General features: G+C 73.4%; 13 protein-coding genes. 2 read left to right on the top strand and 11 right to left on the bottom strand.

Going from position 1 to position 14,230, the window contains the following annotated elements; genetic code table 11:
- Positions 1-62 precede the first annotated feature (62 nt).
- From HNQ79_RS20985 to HNQ79_RS20975, 3 genes are all read right to left on the bottom strand, one after another.
- Positions 63-3,068: an AAA family ATPase gene (locus tag HNQ79_RS20985; protein WP_185033351.1), complete on the bottom strand. Its 3,006-nt coding sequence runs from the start codon at positions 3,066-3,068 to the stop codon at positions 63-65.
- Positions 3,065-4,231, bottom strand: a complete 1,167-nt coding sequence (locus tag HNQ79_RS20980; RefSeq protein WP_185033349.1) for an exonuclease SbcCD subunit D — start codon at positions 4,229-4,231, stop codon at positions 3,065-3,067. The genes HNQ79_RS20985 and HNQ79_RS20980 overlap by 4 nt, the downstream gene beginning before the upstream one ends.
- Before the next feature lie 95 nt (positions 4,232-4,326).
- Positions 4,327-4,953: a YigZ family protein gene (locus tag HNQ79_RS20975; RefSeq protein ID WP_185033347.1), complete on the bottom strand. Its 627-nt coding sequence runs from the start codon at positions 4,951-4,953 to the stop codon at positions 4,327-4,329.
- A gap of 82 nt (positions 4,954-5,035) precedes the next feature.
- Here HNQ79_RS20975 and HNQ79_RS20970 point away from each other — a divergent pair, with 82 nt between their 5' ends.
- Positions 5,036-5,443, top strand: coding sequence for a CoA-binding protein (locus HNQ79_RS20970; protein ID WP_185033345.1), 408 nt, complete (start codon positions 5,036-5,038; stop codon positions 5,441-5,443).
- A gap of 59 nt (positions 5,444-5,502) precedes the next feature.
- On the opposite strand, the gene HNQ79_RS20965 is transcribed toward HNQ79_RS20970, so the two are convergent.
- The 5 genes from HNQ79_RS20965 to HNQ79_RS20945 all read right to left on the bottom strand — a co-directional run bounded on the left by HNQ79_RS20965 (position 5,503) and on the right by HNQ79_RS20945 (position 9,647).
- Positions 5,503-6,246 carry a hypothetical protein gene (locus HNQ79_RS20965; protein WP_185033343.1) on the bottom strand — a complete coding sequence of 248 codons (744 nt, stop codon included), beginning with the start codon at positions 6,244-6,246 and terminating at the stop codon, positions 5,503-5,505.
- Positions 6,247-6,372: 126 nt separating this feature from the next.
- Positions 6,373-6,945 (bottom strand): helix-turn-helix domain-containing protein, encoded by a 573-nt coding sequence (locus HNQ79_RS20960; RefSeq protein WP_185033341.1) that lies wholly within the window; start codon positions 6,943-6,945, stop codon positions 6,373-6,375.
- A gap of 94 nt (positions 6,946-7,039) precedes the next feature.
- On the bottom strand, positions 7,040-7,801 hold the full coding sequence (locus HNQ79_RS20955) for an acyltransferase (protein ID WP_185033339.1): 762 nt from the start codon (positions 7,799-7,801) through the stop codon (positions 7,040-7,042).
- Positions 7,802-8,389: 588 nt separating this feature from the next.
- Positions 8,390-8,944, bottom strand: a complete 555-nt coding sequence (locus HNQ79_RS20950) for a gamma carbonic anhydrase family protein (protein WP_185033337.1) — start codon at positions 8,942-8,944, stop codon at positions 8,390-8,392.
- 265 nt (positions 8,945-9,209) lie between these two features.
- On the bottom strand, positions 9,210-9,647 hold the full coding sequence (locus HNQ79_RS20945) for a DUF4442 domain-containing protein (protein ID WP_185033703.1): 438 nt from the start codon (positions 9,645-9,647) through the stop codon (positions 9,210-9,212).
- A 131-nt stretch (positions 9,648-9,778) separates the two neighbouring features.
- Here HNQ79_RS20945 and HNQ79_RS20940 point away from each other — a divergent pair, with 131 nt between their 5' ends.
- The gene (locus tag HNQ79_RS20940) at positions 9,779-10,918 is read left to right on the top strand and encodes a DUF8017 domain-containing protein (protein WP_185033336.1); all 1,140 of its coding nucleotides are present in this window, start codon (positions 9,779-9,781) and stop codon (positions 10,916-10,918) included.
- Positions 10,919-11,009: 91 nt separating this feature from the next.
- On the opposite strand, the gene HNQ79_RS20935 is transcribed toward HNQ79_RS20940, so the two are convergent.
- From HNQ79_RS20935 to HNQ79_RS20925, 3 genes are all read right to left on the bottom strand, one after another.
- On the bottom strand, positions 11,010-11,858 hold the full coding sequence (locus HNQ79_RS20935) for a spermidine synthase (RefSeq protein WP_185033335.1): 849 nt from the start codon (positions 11,856-11,858) through the stop codon (positions 11,010-11,012).
- A 34-nt stretch (positions 11,859-11,892) separates the two neighbouring features.
- Positions 11,893-12,786, bottom strand: a complete 894-nt coding sequence (locus HNQ79_RS20930) for a patatin-like phospholipase family protein (RefSeq protein WP_185033334.1) — start codon at positions 12,784-12,786, stop codon at positions 11,893-11,895.
- 173 nt (positions 12,787-12,959) lie between these two features.
- Positions 12,960-14,096 carry an AI-2E family transporter gene (locus HNQ79_RS20925; protein WP_185033701.1) on the bottom strand — a complete coding sequence of 379 codons (1,137 nt, stop codon included), beginning with the start codon at positions 14,094-14,096 and terminating at the stop codon, positions 12,960-12,962.
- Positions 14,097-14,230: the final 134 nt, after the last annotated feature.

Below are 14,230 nucleotides of genomic sequence, written 5' to 3'. Positions count from 1 at the left end.
GTGTGCTCACACAGTCGGCACGACGCGGCTGGGTCTCCCTGCGAGAGGGGGGCCACATATCGTCAGAGGTGGTGACGCACCGCCGAGCCGTTGCGCTCTTTGACGATCTCCAGCCGGGTGCCGATGCGTTGCCGCAGGTCTGCCACGTGGCTGACGATGCCCACACTGCGGTTGCGTTCACGCAGGGCGTCGAGGACGTCGATGACCTCGTCCAGGGTCGCCTCGTCGAGGCTGCCGAACCCTTCGTCGATGAAGAGGGTGTCCAGGCGCACCCCGCCCGCCTCGTCGGTGACCACGTCCGCGAGGCCCAGCGCGAGTGCCAGCGAGGCGAAGAAGGTCTCGCCGCCGGACAGGGTGGAGGTGTCGCGCTCGCGGCCTGTCCAGGAGTCGACGACGTGCAGTCCGAGTCCGGCCCTGCGGGTGCCGCTGCCGGCCGTCCGCTCGTCGGAGTGGACGAGGGTGTAGCGGCCGTCGGACATGCGGTGCAGGCGGGCGGTCGCGGCAGCGGCGACCTGTTCGAGGCGGGCCGCGAGGACGTAGGACTCCAGGCGCATCCTGCGTTCGTTGTCGGCGGAGGTGCCGGCGGTGAGTCCGGCGAGGCGGGCCACGCGTTCGTACTCCTCGCGCAGCGGGCCGAGCCGGTGTGCCTCCGCTTCGGCCTGCCGGGCCAGGCGGGTCAGAGCCGCGCAGCGTTCGCGGGCCGAGTCGTACGCGGAGGTGGCGTCGCGCTGGGCGCGTTCGGCGGCGTCGAGTGCGACCCGTGCCTCCTGCGGGTCGGCGGCCGGCCGTGCGGCGGCTTCGGCGGCGTCGCTCTCCCGCAGCCGTTCGGCGACGGCCGCCCGTTCGGACTGCCAGGCGTCGATGCGGTGCTGGAGGTCGCGGTGCCCGACGTCGTCCAGGAGGGCGTCCGCGGCGTCCTGGGGGGTGACGAAGCCGGCCTTGAACGCGGCGTCCGCGAGTACGCCGTCGGCCTCCTTGAGCCGTTGTGCCGTCGCCTCGTAGGCCCGTACCGTCTCCGCGGCCCCGGCGAGCAGTTCGGCCCGGTGGCGCAGCAGCCCGAAGCGCTCCTCCACGCTGCCGGCTTCGCCGCGGACCCGGGTCAGCTCCTGGGCGAGGGCGGCCAGTTCGCGGTCGAGGGCTTCGCGGTGCGAGGTCCGTGCGGCGCTGCGGCGTGCTGCCTGTTCGCGGTCTTCGAGCCGACGGGTGTACTCCCCCTCCGCCCGGTCGAGTGCTTCCCGCGCGGCGTGCATGTCGCCCGCGCGCGCGTGCGCCGTCGCGTAATCGCGCTGCAACTCCTGTGCGTGCGCGGCGAGTTCGGCGACGCTCGCGTCACCGGCCGCGGCCTGCGCGGCGGCGAGGTTCTCCCGCAGCCGGGACAGGTCGCTCTCCGCGCGGGCCCTGGACTCGTCGGCTCGGCCGTACTCCGCCTCGGCCTCCTGTTCGGCGGTGCGGTCGACGTGACCGGCCCCGGCGCGGGCGGGCGCGGGGTGTTCGGTGGCGCCGCAGACCTTGCAGGCTTCGCCGTCGGCCAGTTGGGCGGCGAGTTCGGCGGCGATGCCGCTCAGCCGGCGTTCGCGCAGGTCGAGCCAGCGTTCGCGGGCGTCGCCCGCCGCGGTTCCGGCGGCCTGCAGCTCCTGTGCCGCCAGGTCGGCCTGCTCGGCGAGGCCGTCGCGGCGGCGGGCCGCGTCGAGCCGGGCGCGGGCGGGCTCCAGCTGCGACTCCAGGTGGCCGGCCCGGGTGGCCGCCTCCTGCGCGGCCTCGATGCGCTCCTGGTGACGCTGCCGTACGGAGTCCCACTCGGCGAGCCAGTCGTCGGCGTCCTGGCGGAGTTCGTCGTCGGCGCGGGCCTCCCGGTCCAGGGCGGCGCGTTCGGCGGCGATGTCGGCGCTGCGGCGCTCGGCCCGGCGGGCGGCGTCGAGGCCGCCCAGTTCCTGCCGTATCCGCCGTTCCCGTTCGGCCAGTTGGTCGGCTCCGGCGTCCATGAGGGCGGGCGGCAACTGGGCGCGGGAGTCTTCGTACGCCCGTGCCGCGGCGCGGTGTTCCCGGTCGGCGGCATCCCGCACGGCCAGGGCGGGGGCGACCCGGTCGGCGGCGCGGGCCTGCTTTTGCCGGGCGCACCACCGTTCGTACTCCTCCCGGCGGGAGTCCAGGGCGTCGGCGCGGCGCCGGGTGTCGGCGTACCGCTCCTGGAGCCGGAGCAGTTCGCGCTGCTCCTCCAGGGCGCGGCGGGCGGCGGCCTGCCTGCTTTCGGCGGCGGCGACCGCCCAGGCGGCGATGTCGCGGCGCTCGACCGCGCCGCTGCGGGCGACGGCCGCCCAGGTCAGCACGGAGGCGGCCAGCCCGGGGTCACCGGGCCGCTCCTCGGGGCGTGGCCAGTCGGCGGCGGCCGGTCCGGCTGCCTCCGCGGTCCGTTCGGCGAGCGCGAGCAGCCTGTCGTCGCCCGCCTTGACCTGCTGTTCCGCGGTGCGCCGCAGGTCCGCGAGGCGCTCCTCCACGGCGGCGAAGCGGCGGGTGTCGAAGAGTTTGCCGAGGAGCTTGCCGCGGGCTTCGGCGTCCGCGCGCAGGAAGCGCGCGAAGTCCCCCTGCGGAAGCAGCACGACCTGGCAGAACTGTTCCCGGTTCATCCCGACGAGCTGGGTGATCTCCTCGCCGATCTCCTGGTGGGAACGGCTGAGCGCCTGCCACTGCCCCGTCTGCGCGTCGTACTCGCTGAGCCAGCTCTGCGCCTTCTCGGTGACGAACCCGGTGCGCCGGCCCTTCTTGGGACGGAGCTGCGCGGGACGCCGGGTGACCGCCAACCGCCGTCCGCCGACGGTCAGTTCGAGGACGACCTCGGTGAGCACGCCGGGCGGGGCGTGGTCGCTGCGCAGGGTGAGGCCGCGTCCCTCGCGGGCACCCGGCACCGAGCCGTACAGGGCGAAGCAGACGGCGTCCAGAACGGAGGTCTTGCCCGCACCGGTCGGCCCGTGCAGCAGGAACAGACCGCCGGAGGACAGTGCGTCGAAATCGACCTTCTGGGTCGCGCCGAAGGGCCCGAAGGCGGTGAGGAGCAGGGAGTGCAGTCTCATCGGGCGACCTCGCGCACGTCCTGGTCGACGCGCACGTCGTCGAACGCGCCCCGCAGCACGGCCCGTTCCGGGCCGTCGGGCCCGCTGCCGCCGCGTACGTGCGCCACGAAGTCCTCCGCGATCTGCCGGTCGTCGCGCCCCTTGAGGCGCTGGGCGTACGAGAGGTGCTCGCTCTCGGGGGCACGTTCGGGTGCGAAGACCAGACTGACCGTGTGGGGGAAGCGCGCGCAGAGCCGGGCCATCGGGTCGTCGGGCCGCACCGGGTCGGTGAGCGTCGCCTCCACCCAGGAGCCCTCGTGCCTGGCCAGCGCGGGGTCGTCGAGCAGTTCCGCCAGCGTGCCGCGGAGCCGGGCGAGCGGACGGGGAACGGGGCAGTCGAGGCGCTCGGCGGCGATCTCGCCCGCCGGGCCGAGGTCGATCAGCCACATCGTCTTGCGATGGGTGGCCTCGGAGAAGGAGTACGCGAGGGGCGAGCCGGAGTAGCGGACCCGTTCGGTGACGGTCTGTGCGCCGTGCAGGTGGCCGAGGGCGACGTAGTCGACGCCGGCGAAGACCCCGGCGGGAACGGCGGCGACGCCTCCCACCGTGATGTCGCGCTCGCTGTCACTGGGTTCGCCACCGGCGACGAAGGCGTGCGCGAGGACGACGGAGCGGGTGCCGGCGGGCCGGGTGGCGAGGTCGGCGCGGACCTGGTCCATGGCGGCGGCCAGCACCTGCTCGTGCCGCGCTCGGCTCGCGCCGAGCAGGTCCCGTACGAGGGCGGGCTCCAGGTAGGGCAGCCCGTAGAAGGCGACCTCGCCGTGCGCGTCGGACAGCACGACGGGGGTGGCGCAGTTCGCCGGGTCGGTGCGCAGGTGGATCCCCGCGCGTTCGATGAGGCCCGCGCCGACGCCCAGCCGGCGGGCCGAGTCGTGGTTGCCGGAGATCATCACCGTGGGCACCTTCTCCGCGGCGAGCCGGTGCAGGGCCCGGTCGAAGAGTTCCACGGCGGAGAGCGGCGGCACCGCCCGGTCGTACACGTCCCCGGCGACCAGCACGGCGTCCACCTCGTGCGCGCGGACCGTCGCCACCAAGTGGTCGAGGTACGCGGCCTGGGCGTCGAGCAGTCCCACGCGGTGGAAGGACCGGCCCAGGTGCCAGTCGGACGTGTGCAGAAGCCTCATGGTTCACGAGAGTAAAGGCAGGGTCCGACAACCAGGGCGGCAACGGAGGAATCCGCTCCCCCTCAGATCCCGCGCACCCCTGCTGACGCGGTTCCTCAGGCGTCGCCGTACGCTTCCCCGCCCAGCTCGAACGCCGCCGTCCCCGCCGTCGCATCCGCGAGCCAGCCGCGGAACGCCGCCACATCGGCGTCGGGCAGCCCGATCCCGATGGTCACAACCTCCCCGTACGACACCTCGCGCACCGACCGCCCCGTCGCCCTCAGATCGTTCTCCAGCTTTCCCGCCCGCTGGTGGTCCACGGTCACGGTCGCCAGCCGGAAGCGCTGCCGGGTGATCGTCCCCAGCTCGTCCAGGGCCTCGCCGACCACACCCCCGTACGCTCTGATCAGTCCGCCCGCGCCGAGCTTGACCCCGCCGTAGTAGCGGGTGACGACGGCGACCACGTAGCGCATCTCGCGGCGCATCAGCATCTGGAGCATCGGCGCTCCCGCGGTGCCGCCGGGCTCGCCGTCGTCACTGGCCCTCTGGATCCCGGCGTCGGCCCCGACCACGTACGCGTAGCAGTGGTGGGAGGCGGCCGGGTGTTCCTTGCGCACGCGGGCGAGGAAGTCCTGCGCCTCCTGCTCGGTCGCGGCGGGCGCGAGGGCGCACAGGAAACGGGATCTGTTGATCTCGGCCTCGTGCACGCCCTCCTGGGCGACGGTCCGGTACTGCTCTGCCATTTCACCCACCCTAAGCGGAAGGGGGAATCCCCCGCCCCACCGGTACGTTCTCCCCAGCACACGCACCCATGGGAGGCACCGCATGTACGGCGACAGCGCGACCGTCGGCAAGATTCTCACCGAGAGCGGCGACACCTGGGCGGTGGTCGGCCTCTCCGCCAACCAGGCGCGGGCGGCCTACGGCGTCGCGGCCGTCCTCCAGCGCTTCGGCAAGCGGATCGTCCCCGTCCACCCCAAGGCGGAGACGGTGCACGGCGAGGGCGGGTACGCCTCGCTGGCGGAGATCCCCTTCCCGGTGGACGTCGTGGACGTCTTCGTGAACAGCGACCTCGCGGGCCAGGTCGCCGACGAGGCCGTCGCCGTCGGCGCGAAGGCGGTCTGGTTCCAGCTCGGGGTGATCGACACGGCGGCGTACGAACGGACGCGGGAGGCGGGCCTGGAGATGGTGATGGACCGCTGCCCGGCGATCGAGATCCCGCGGCTGGGCTGAGGGCGGGGGCGGCCTCGGCCGTACGCGCGGGGCCCGCCGTCAGCGTACGGAACGGGCCGTCACCGCACCGACGGGCAGGGCCTGCCGTATGCCGCCGCGCGGGCTTCGAAGCCCGGTGGCAGCCAGCCGTGCGTGAGCAGCCGGGGGTGGGCGGGGAAGGCCGCGTGGGCGGCGAGGACGAAGATCAGGGACGCCCAGAGGCTGTGCAGGCGGACCGTGGTGTAGCCCTTGCCGTTGATGTCGTGGAAGGCGCACTCGATGGTGTCGGGTCCGGCCAGGTCCATCGTCGCCAGGCCGTTCCAGGGCAGATCGAGCCAGGACTGCGGGTGCGAGAAGATCGCCCGCTGGTCGGTGACGGTGACCTCGCCCTGCCCCTCCACGACCCAGCGGGGCTGGGCGGCGGCCATCGCCTGGTTCCTGCGGGAGGCGTTGCCCATCGCGTTCACGGCGAGGGCGCCGACGACGAAGCCGGTGGACCCCATGGCCATGGTGCTGGACCGGTTGTACGAGCCGTCGCCCAGGGCCCGCCAGGTGGAGCGGGCGGCCGGGCCCGAGGCGAGGGACAGCTCACCGGGGTGCAGCCGGGCGGTGGTGGGCAGCGGCGGCCGGTGGTGGAGGCGGCCCTGGGTGAGGTCGTGCACGACGCCGCAGGTGTAGAGCAGATGGTCGTCCAGCGGGCCCCACGGCGGTCCGGCCTGGGCCTGGGCCATCGCCTGGGCCTGAGCCGGTGTCAGGGCCCGGCCCTGCACCTGTGCCGGGAGCGCCGGCGCTCCCGGCCGCACCGGGTGGGTGTTCTCGTCCATGGGTCCCCCGTTCAAGTTCCGCGACCACTGACGGCCATCGTAGGGATGGGGAGCGTCCGGGTCACCTTTGGGAGCGGCGAAGGTCACCGTCGCGGGGGGTGTGGGGCAGTTGGCGGCCGGTGGCGGTCACCTCGCGGGCGGGATGGCCGTGGCGACCGTCATCTCGACCGGTTCCGGGCCGTCGTTGCGGTAGGCGTGCGGGACGTCGGCCTCGAAGGTCGCCGACGTCCCGGCGGGCATCGGGTGGGAGGTGCCGTCGACGACGAGGGTGAGTTCGCCCGCGGTGACGTGCAGAAGTTCCGTGGTGCCGGTGGGGTGCGGGTCCGAGGTGGAGGCGTCGCCGGGCATCAGAAGCCAGGACCACAGTTCGAGGGGGCCGCGGCTCTGGGTGCCGACGAGGAGCGTGGCACGGCTGCCCGCCGGGGTGGACCACATCGTCACGGTCTGAGCGGGCGTCACCAGGCGTACCCGGGCGCCCTGTTCCTGGTCCAGGAAGGTGGCGATGCTGATGCCGAGGGCGTCGGCGAGTTTCACCGTGGTGCCGACACTGGGGTTGGTGCGGGCCTGCTCGACCTGGATGATCATGCCCCGGCTGACGCCCGCGCGGGCGGCCAGGGCGTCGAGGGTGAACCCGCGCTCCGACCGCCACCTCTTGAGGTTGCGGGCGAGCGACTGGGTGAGCTGGTCGAGGTCCGACACGTTCCGTCCGTCCGCTGTGCGAGGTGGCCCACTCCGTCCAGCAGGGTGGACGGAAGGTTCAGTTTACTGGGCCGTGCCAGCGGGGTCGGCTCGCTCAGGACGCTTCCTTGTCCAACTCCGCCAGCGCGACGAGCTGTTCCGGAGTGACGTCCGCGGGGATCGGCACCGGGGCGGGCGTGCGCAGCGGTGGCTGCCAGCCGTCCTCCCCCTCCCAGCGGCGTACGATCCGCGCGGGAGCGCCCGCCACCACCGCATGGTCGGGCACGTCGCCCCGTACGACCGCGCCCGCCGCGACGACGACGTTGCGGCCGAGCCGGGCGCCCGGCAGGATCACCGCGTTGGTGCCGACCCAGCAGCCCGGACCGATCTCCACGGGCTCCATGCGCGGCCACTGCTTGCCGACGGGCTGGTCGGGGTCGTCGTAACTGTGGTTGGTGGTCGTGACGTAGACGTACGGACCGAAGTAGCAGTCGTCGCCGATGGTGACGGTGGTGTCGGCGATGACATGGCTGCCGCGGCCGAGGACGACGCCGTTGCCGAGGGTGAGGATCGGGTCGGGGCCGAGGTCCAGGTCGGGCATCATCCCGGCGGTGAGGGTGACGTTCTCGCCGATGATGCAGTAGTCACCGAGGCGGATCCAGGGTTCGCCGAAGACGGTGCCCTGAGGGAAGGCGAGCTTGGTGCCGTGCCCGATCGACCCGAACCGCAGCTTCCCCGGGCGTTGCGCGCTCACCGCTCCGGCCTGCTGGATCAGCCGCCAGCCGTCGTGCACGGCGCGGGTCGTCGTCCGGCGCCGCCAGGCGGTGAGGGCGGCGCGGGAGGCGGAGAAGGAGAACGTGTTTCTGTTCTTCGGCACGCGCACACGGTAGTCGTCGGGGCGGAGCGGATCACGGGGACGACCTGTGATCTGCCCCACCGGTGCGGCACAGGCCGAGGGCCGTAGGGCGCACTGGGACGGTGCGCCCTACGGCCCTCGGCTGTTTCCGGTCGTGCTGCGCACGAGGGGTGGAGTCCCTGCGGTGGCACGCGGGTCAGCGGTGAGGACCCGGACCGAGGCCGGGAACCCGTGGTCCGGGGCTACGGACGGTCCTCGCAGCACCGGGGGCCGTGGTCGTTCCGGCAATGTCCCAGCACTGCCGTCGATGGGGCCTTCTGCTGCACCGTGCTCGCCGAAGCCGTCCCGGCGAGGGGCGTGATCGCGATGACAGCCAAGGCCGAAGCCGCCACCGCACGTCCGACTATGGTGCGCATTTGCTCTCCTGTCGAGGAGTGATAGGACGCAAGTAGGCATACCGTGCGCCGCCCGCCCCATGACGGAGCCGTCCTCGTTACGTCCCTTCGGATCCGCGGCGCGGCCGTACGCAGCAGTCCCGGTTGCGGGCGTACGAAAGTCGTGCGGTGCTCCCCGCGGCTCCGTTCATCGTCGTGGGCGCGGCCCAGCGTCTCAACCCTGTTCCCGGACCGCCTGTGCGTGCTGCTGTGCCAGGTCGCGGTACATGAGCGCGTTGACCTTGAGGCCCTCGCGCTCCTCCTCCGTGAGCTCCCGTCGCACCTTCGCGGGCACCCCGGCCACCAGCGAGCCCGGCGGGACCCGCATGCCCTGCGGGACCAGCGCCTGGGCGGCCACCAGTGAACCGGCGCCGATGTGGGCCCCGTTGAGAACCGTCGCCCCCATGCCGATCAGGACGTCGTCCTCGACGGTGCAGCCGTGCAGGACAGCGTTGTGGCCGACGGACACGCGCTCGCCGACGGTGACCGGGAAGCCCGGGTCGACGTGGACGGTGCAGTTGTCCTGGATGTTGGAGTCGGCACCGAGGACGATCGGGCCGCAGTCGGCGCGCAGTACCGCGTGGTACCAGAGGCTCGCCCCCTCGGCCATGGTGACTTCGCCGACCACGACAGAGGTGGGGGCGGCGAAGGCGCCGGGCGCCAGGCGGGGCTGCTTGCCGCCGACACCCATGACCAGGGGGCGGTCCGAGCGGTCTGCTGGTGCTGTCATTGCGTACTCCCTCGTGCGTACTCGTACCGCCGACCCGGGGTGGCCGGGCAGGCTGCCCGGCCCGCGGCGCGCCCGGCAGCCTACCCCGCTGGTCAGGGCCGTCACGGCGGCGTCCCGGAAGGGCGCGCTGCGGTCGGATCCGACCTCGGCGTCGGGAGCGTTGGGCCGGCGAACGCCCGCAGACGCGGGGCGCACACGGCACGGGGCCGGCGCCCCGCCTCCGCCGAGGCGGGACGCCGGCCCCGTGCAGAAATCCCGCTGCTGCCTACTTGTTGGGCCGCAGCGTCCAGACGACCGTCATCTCGCCGGTCACCGCGCCGTCGTCGCGGGTGATCGCGATCTCGACGGGGAACTCCGGACGCTCGCCCGCGTCGAGTTCGGCGACGACGTCGGCGATCGGGCGGCCGAGGGTCGCGGTGGCCGTGACGACGCCCATGGCGAGTTTCTTGTAGCCGATCTCGGCCTTGACTGCGAGCGGCACGGCGCGCGTCAGCTGGTCGCCGAAGGCAGCGATCACGATCGCACCGCTCGCCGACTCGGCAAGGGTGAACATCGCTCCGGCGTGGGGTCCGCCGACGTGGTTGTGGTAGGCGGGCCGGTCCGGCAGCCGGACGACGGCCCGCTCAGGGGTGGTCTCCAGGAACTCAAGGCCCAGCGTGGCGGCCATGGGAACCGTGGCGGCGAGCATCTCGCCGACGGACATCTGATCTGCGCTCATGGACAGGGATGTTACCCACGGGTAGCAGTTCTTGGCCATCCCTCCCCGAGGTCCCCCCGGTCTGCGCCGGGGGCGGCGGTGGCCCTGCCGCCCCCTCCCCTCTATGGTTACTCGCCATGTGGCCAGGACAGCAGCCGCCCGGGGGCGAGCAGAACCCGCAGGACCAGAATCCGTACCAGCAGCCGGGGTACCAGACACCGCACCCGCCCGGTCAGCCGCCGGCCGGTGGCCCGCAGCCGACCCCTCCGCCGGGTCAGCCGCCGACGATGCCCGGCAGTTACCAGCAGCCCGCTCCGGCACCCGGTTACGGATACCCCGCGCCGGGCTCCGTGCCGACGCCGCCGCCCGGGGCCAACCCGTACGCGGACCACTACACGGTCCCGATGCAGCCCGGCCCCGTCGGCCCGGGCGGGCCCGGCGGCCCGCCGGACGACAAGAAGAAGAACATGATCACCGCGGTGGTGGCGGGCGTCGTGGTGGTGGCGGCCCTCGCCGCCACCGGCATCTTCGTCCTCGGGGACAAGGACGATACGCAGGACCGGGCCGACGGCAGGGGCCCGTCGCAGTCGCCCACCGCCGCCGCCTCGCAGCAGCCGGGCGCGGGCGCCTCCGACCCGGCGGCGCCCGCCCCCGGCGGCAGCGTGGCCAACCCGCGCGCGGGTGCCGACGTCAAACCGACCGTTCCGGGCTGGAAGGTCGTCGTCAACCCCAAGCACGGCTCCGTGTTCGAGGTTCCGCCGGAGTGGAAGGTGGGATCGACGGACACGATGATGGGCTTCGAGGACAAGGCGGGCAAGACGCTCGCCATCATGTCCTCGGTCGCGGAGCTCAAGGACAAGTGGTGCACCGACGACGGCGACAAGGACGGGAAGCAGGATGACACCACCCTGTCCCAGTCCGGCACCACCGGCACCATCACGGGCGCCAAGACCACCGCCGATGTGGCCCAGGGCCAGGCGGGCAACTGGGTGTTCGGCGGGTACGCACAGGAGGCCAGGGACAAGGTCAAGGTGGGCAAGGGCGAGCCCTACACCACGGCCTCGGGCCTTGAGGGAAGCCTCTCACTGGCGACCGCGACCGGCGTGAAGAAGACCTCCAAGTGCGTCACCGACGGCAAGGCGTACGCCTTCAGCTTCAAGAACGCCAAGGGCGACTTCCGGACGTGGATCCTGCACAGCGCCAAGGGAGTCCCGGACGAGGTGCCCGACGCGACGGTCAAGAAGATCCTCAGCACCGTCCGTCTGGCCGCCGGATAGCCGCCCCTCGGAGGCTTTCCTCCGGCCCACGGGGGCCCCGCCGCGGTCGCGGCGGGCCCCCGTGCGATCCGTTCGCGGCCGGTTTCCGGTCTCAGCCCACGCCGAAGGTCCCGTCGGGCGGCACCGGTGACGCCACCGCGTCCGCGTCGGACAGCGCTGTCGCGCCCTTGACGAACCGGCCGAGCGCCGCCCCGTGTTCGACACGCGCGGGAAAGGCGTCCGCTGCGGTGCGCCGGGCGAGCGCGCCGGTGTCGATGGGTTCCTGCGAGGCGACCAGGATCGCGTTCCCGAACCGCCGCCCGCGCAGCACCCCGGGCTCCGCGATCAGCGCGAGCTCCGCGAACTCGTCACGGAACGTCGCGAGTTGGGAACGCAGGAAGTCGAAGGGCGCGCCGTCCGCGAGGTTTGCCGCGTAGATCCCGCCCGGCCGCACCACCCGTGCCGCCTCCCGGGCGTACCCGACCGAGGTGAAGGCCGCGGGCACCCTCGACCCGCCGAAGACGTCCGTGATCAGCACGTCGGCGCAGGCATCGCCCGCCTGCTCCAGCCAGACCCGCCCGTCCTGCCCGTACACGGAGATCCCGGCGCCGTCCCCGGGCAGCGGCAGATGCTCGGTCACCAGCGCGAGCAGCCCCCGGTCGGCCTCCACCACGTCCTGCCGGGAGCCGGGGCGGGTGGCGGCGACGTACCGGGGCAGCGAGAGTCCGCCGCCGCCCAGGTGCACCACGTCGAGCGGGGTGCCGGGCTCCGCCGCGCAGTCGACGACATGGGCGAGCCTACGCGCGTACTCGAACTCCAGGTACGCCGGCTCGTCCAGGTCGACGTACGCCTGGGGCGCCCCGTCGACCGTGAGCAGCCAGGCGCGGGCCCGGTCGACGTCGGGCATGAGTCTGGCGGTTCCGCCGTCGACTTCCCGGACGACGGGTACGGATTCGTTCATCCGCCCAGTGTCCCCCGCGGCGTGCGGGCGCCTTTCACGGCTGCCACACCGCCGCCACCGTCCGGGCCTCGTCGGCGGCCTGATCGCGTCCCGCACGGGCCGCCGCCGCGCGGGCGGCCGGATCGAGCGAGTTGCGGCCGAACGCCTTGCGCGCCGCGGCGGACGGGGTGACGACGCAGGTCCTCGCCCCGCCCGCGGACAGTTCCGCGGCCTGCGCGGCCGGGGAGACGACGACCCTGTTGCCGAGCGTGCTGGGCGCGAGGACGACGACGCGGCGGTATCCGGTGGCGAGGTGGGCGTTGGCGGCCGAGTGCACTCCGCCATCGATCCAGGCCCGTCCCCCGATGGTGACCGGAGGCCAGTGCCCGGGCACGGCGCAGCTCGCGGCGACGGCGTCCACCACCGGCGCCCCGCTCGCCCGGTCGAAGGCGCGCAGCGCGCCGGTGAGCGCGTCGACGGCGGTGACGAGCAGGGGCCGCGCGGGCCACTCGTCCGACAGCAGTCTCTCCGCGATCACCGCGCGCCGTTCCCCGGGCGTCGGGGTCCGGCCCTTCTCCAGTGCGTCGAGGGCGATCCGGCCGAGCCTGCGCCCGTACTCCTCAGGGCTGTGCGAGCCGAGCACGGCCCGTGCGTACCGGATGAAGAGCCCGGGGGTGATGCCTGCGGCGGTCCCGCCGCCCGGTGGGGCCGCGAGCTGGCGCTCGTACAGCTCGCCGAACGACAGGCGCCCGGACAGCAGTTGCGCGCCGACCATCGCCCCCGCCGAACTTCCGACGACCAGGTCCGCCGTGCTCAGGTCCACGCCGGACTCGGCGAGGCCGTACAGCATGCCGATCTCCCAGCCGACGCCGGTGAGCCCGCCCGCTCCGAGGACCAGTGCGGTGTCCGCGCCCGGCGGCCGGCCCGTCGTGTCTGCCGTGTCTGCCATGGGCGGAAGTCTCGCGCACGCGAGGAGGCGCCCCGCCCCCGGGGGCCTCCTCGCGTCACGCCGGGGAGAACGGGTCGGCCGCCGGGCATTCCGTACGGTGCGGAAGCTCTTCCCCCGGGCCACGGCCTCCCGGGCGGCGGTACGGTTCCGCCCAGGTCGGCCGCGCGCCCGGCTTACGCCGGTGCCGCGGCCCCGCCGGACGGCTCGTGGGCGTCCGGTGCGCCGGCCGGCTGCTCCTCCTGCTCCGCCGGTTCTTCGAGCTGGGCGCGCAAATAGTTCCAGGTCACCGCGGTCAGCGCGGCCGCCGGTACGGCGAGGAGGCTGCCGACCACCCCGGCCAGGTTCCCGCCCAGCACCACCACCAGCAGTACTACCGTCGCGTGCAGGCCCAGGCCACGGCTCTGGATCATGGGCTGGAAGACGTTGCCCTCCAGTTGCTGCACCACCACGATGATCGCCAGGACGATCAGTGCGTCCGTCAGACCGTTCGACACCAGGGCGATGAGCACCGCGACGAAGCCGGCGAAGAAGGCGCCCACGATCGGCACGAACGCGGAGACGAAGGTCAGTACCGCCAGCGGCAGCACCAGTGGAACGCCCAGGATCCACAGGCCCACGCCGATGAACACGGCGTCGATGAGTCCGACGAGCGCCTGGGAGCGGACGAAGGTGCCCAGCGTCTGCCAGCAGCGCGTGGCCACGGCCGGTACGTCGGTGGCGAGACGGCCGGGAAGCTGGCGGGTGAGCCACGGCAGGAAGCGCGTGCCGTCCTTCAGGAAGAAGAACATCAGGAACAGCGCCAGCACGGCGGTGACCACGCCGTTGGCCACCGCGCCCACGCCCGTGCCGAAGGCGGTGACCACGCTGCCCGCGCTGTCCTGCACGCGTTCGACTGCGGCGTCGAGGCCCTGGGTGATCTGGGCGTCGTCGATGTTCAGCGGAGGCCCCGCCGCCCACTCGCGCAGCTGCTGGATGCCCGCGACCACTCCCTTGGTCAGCTCACCGGACTGGGAGGCCACCGGAACCGCGATCAGAGCCACGATGCCGGCGAACAGGGCCAGGAAGAGCACCGTCACCAGGGACGCGGCGAGCGCGGGCCGCCATCCGTGCCTGCGCAGGAATCTGGTGGCGGGCCAGGTGAGCGTGGTGAGCAGGAGGCCCACGACCAGCGGCCAGACCACCGACCACATCTTGCCCACCAGCCACAGGGCGACGGTGGTCATCGCGAGCACCAGAAGCAGATCTACGGATATGCGTGCCGTGCGCCGGAGCATGGCAGCGGTTTTCTCGGAGCTCAACATGGGGGCCATTCTGCTCGGTGGGGCCTGGGCGGTGAGCACCGGCAGGAGTGTGTTCCTTTCCGGCGTACAGCCTCTCTTGCCCGCCGCGGCGGCGGTGTCGCGCTACCCGGCGCCCGGATTTCCGCGACCGACGTCACGTCCCG

Origin of the sequence: Streptomyces candidus (assembly GCF_014207445.1) — a bacterium.
Classification (GTDB): domain Bacteria; phylum Actinomycetota; class Actinomycetes; order Streptomycetales; family Streptomycetaceae; genus Streptomyces; species Streptomyces candidus.
The sequence above is the reverse complement of the archived record's forward strand: the minus strand, read 5'-3'. Positions and strand labels throughout refer to the sequence as shown.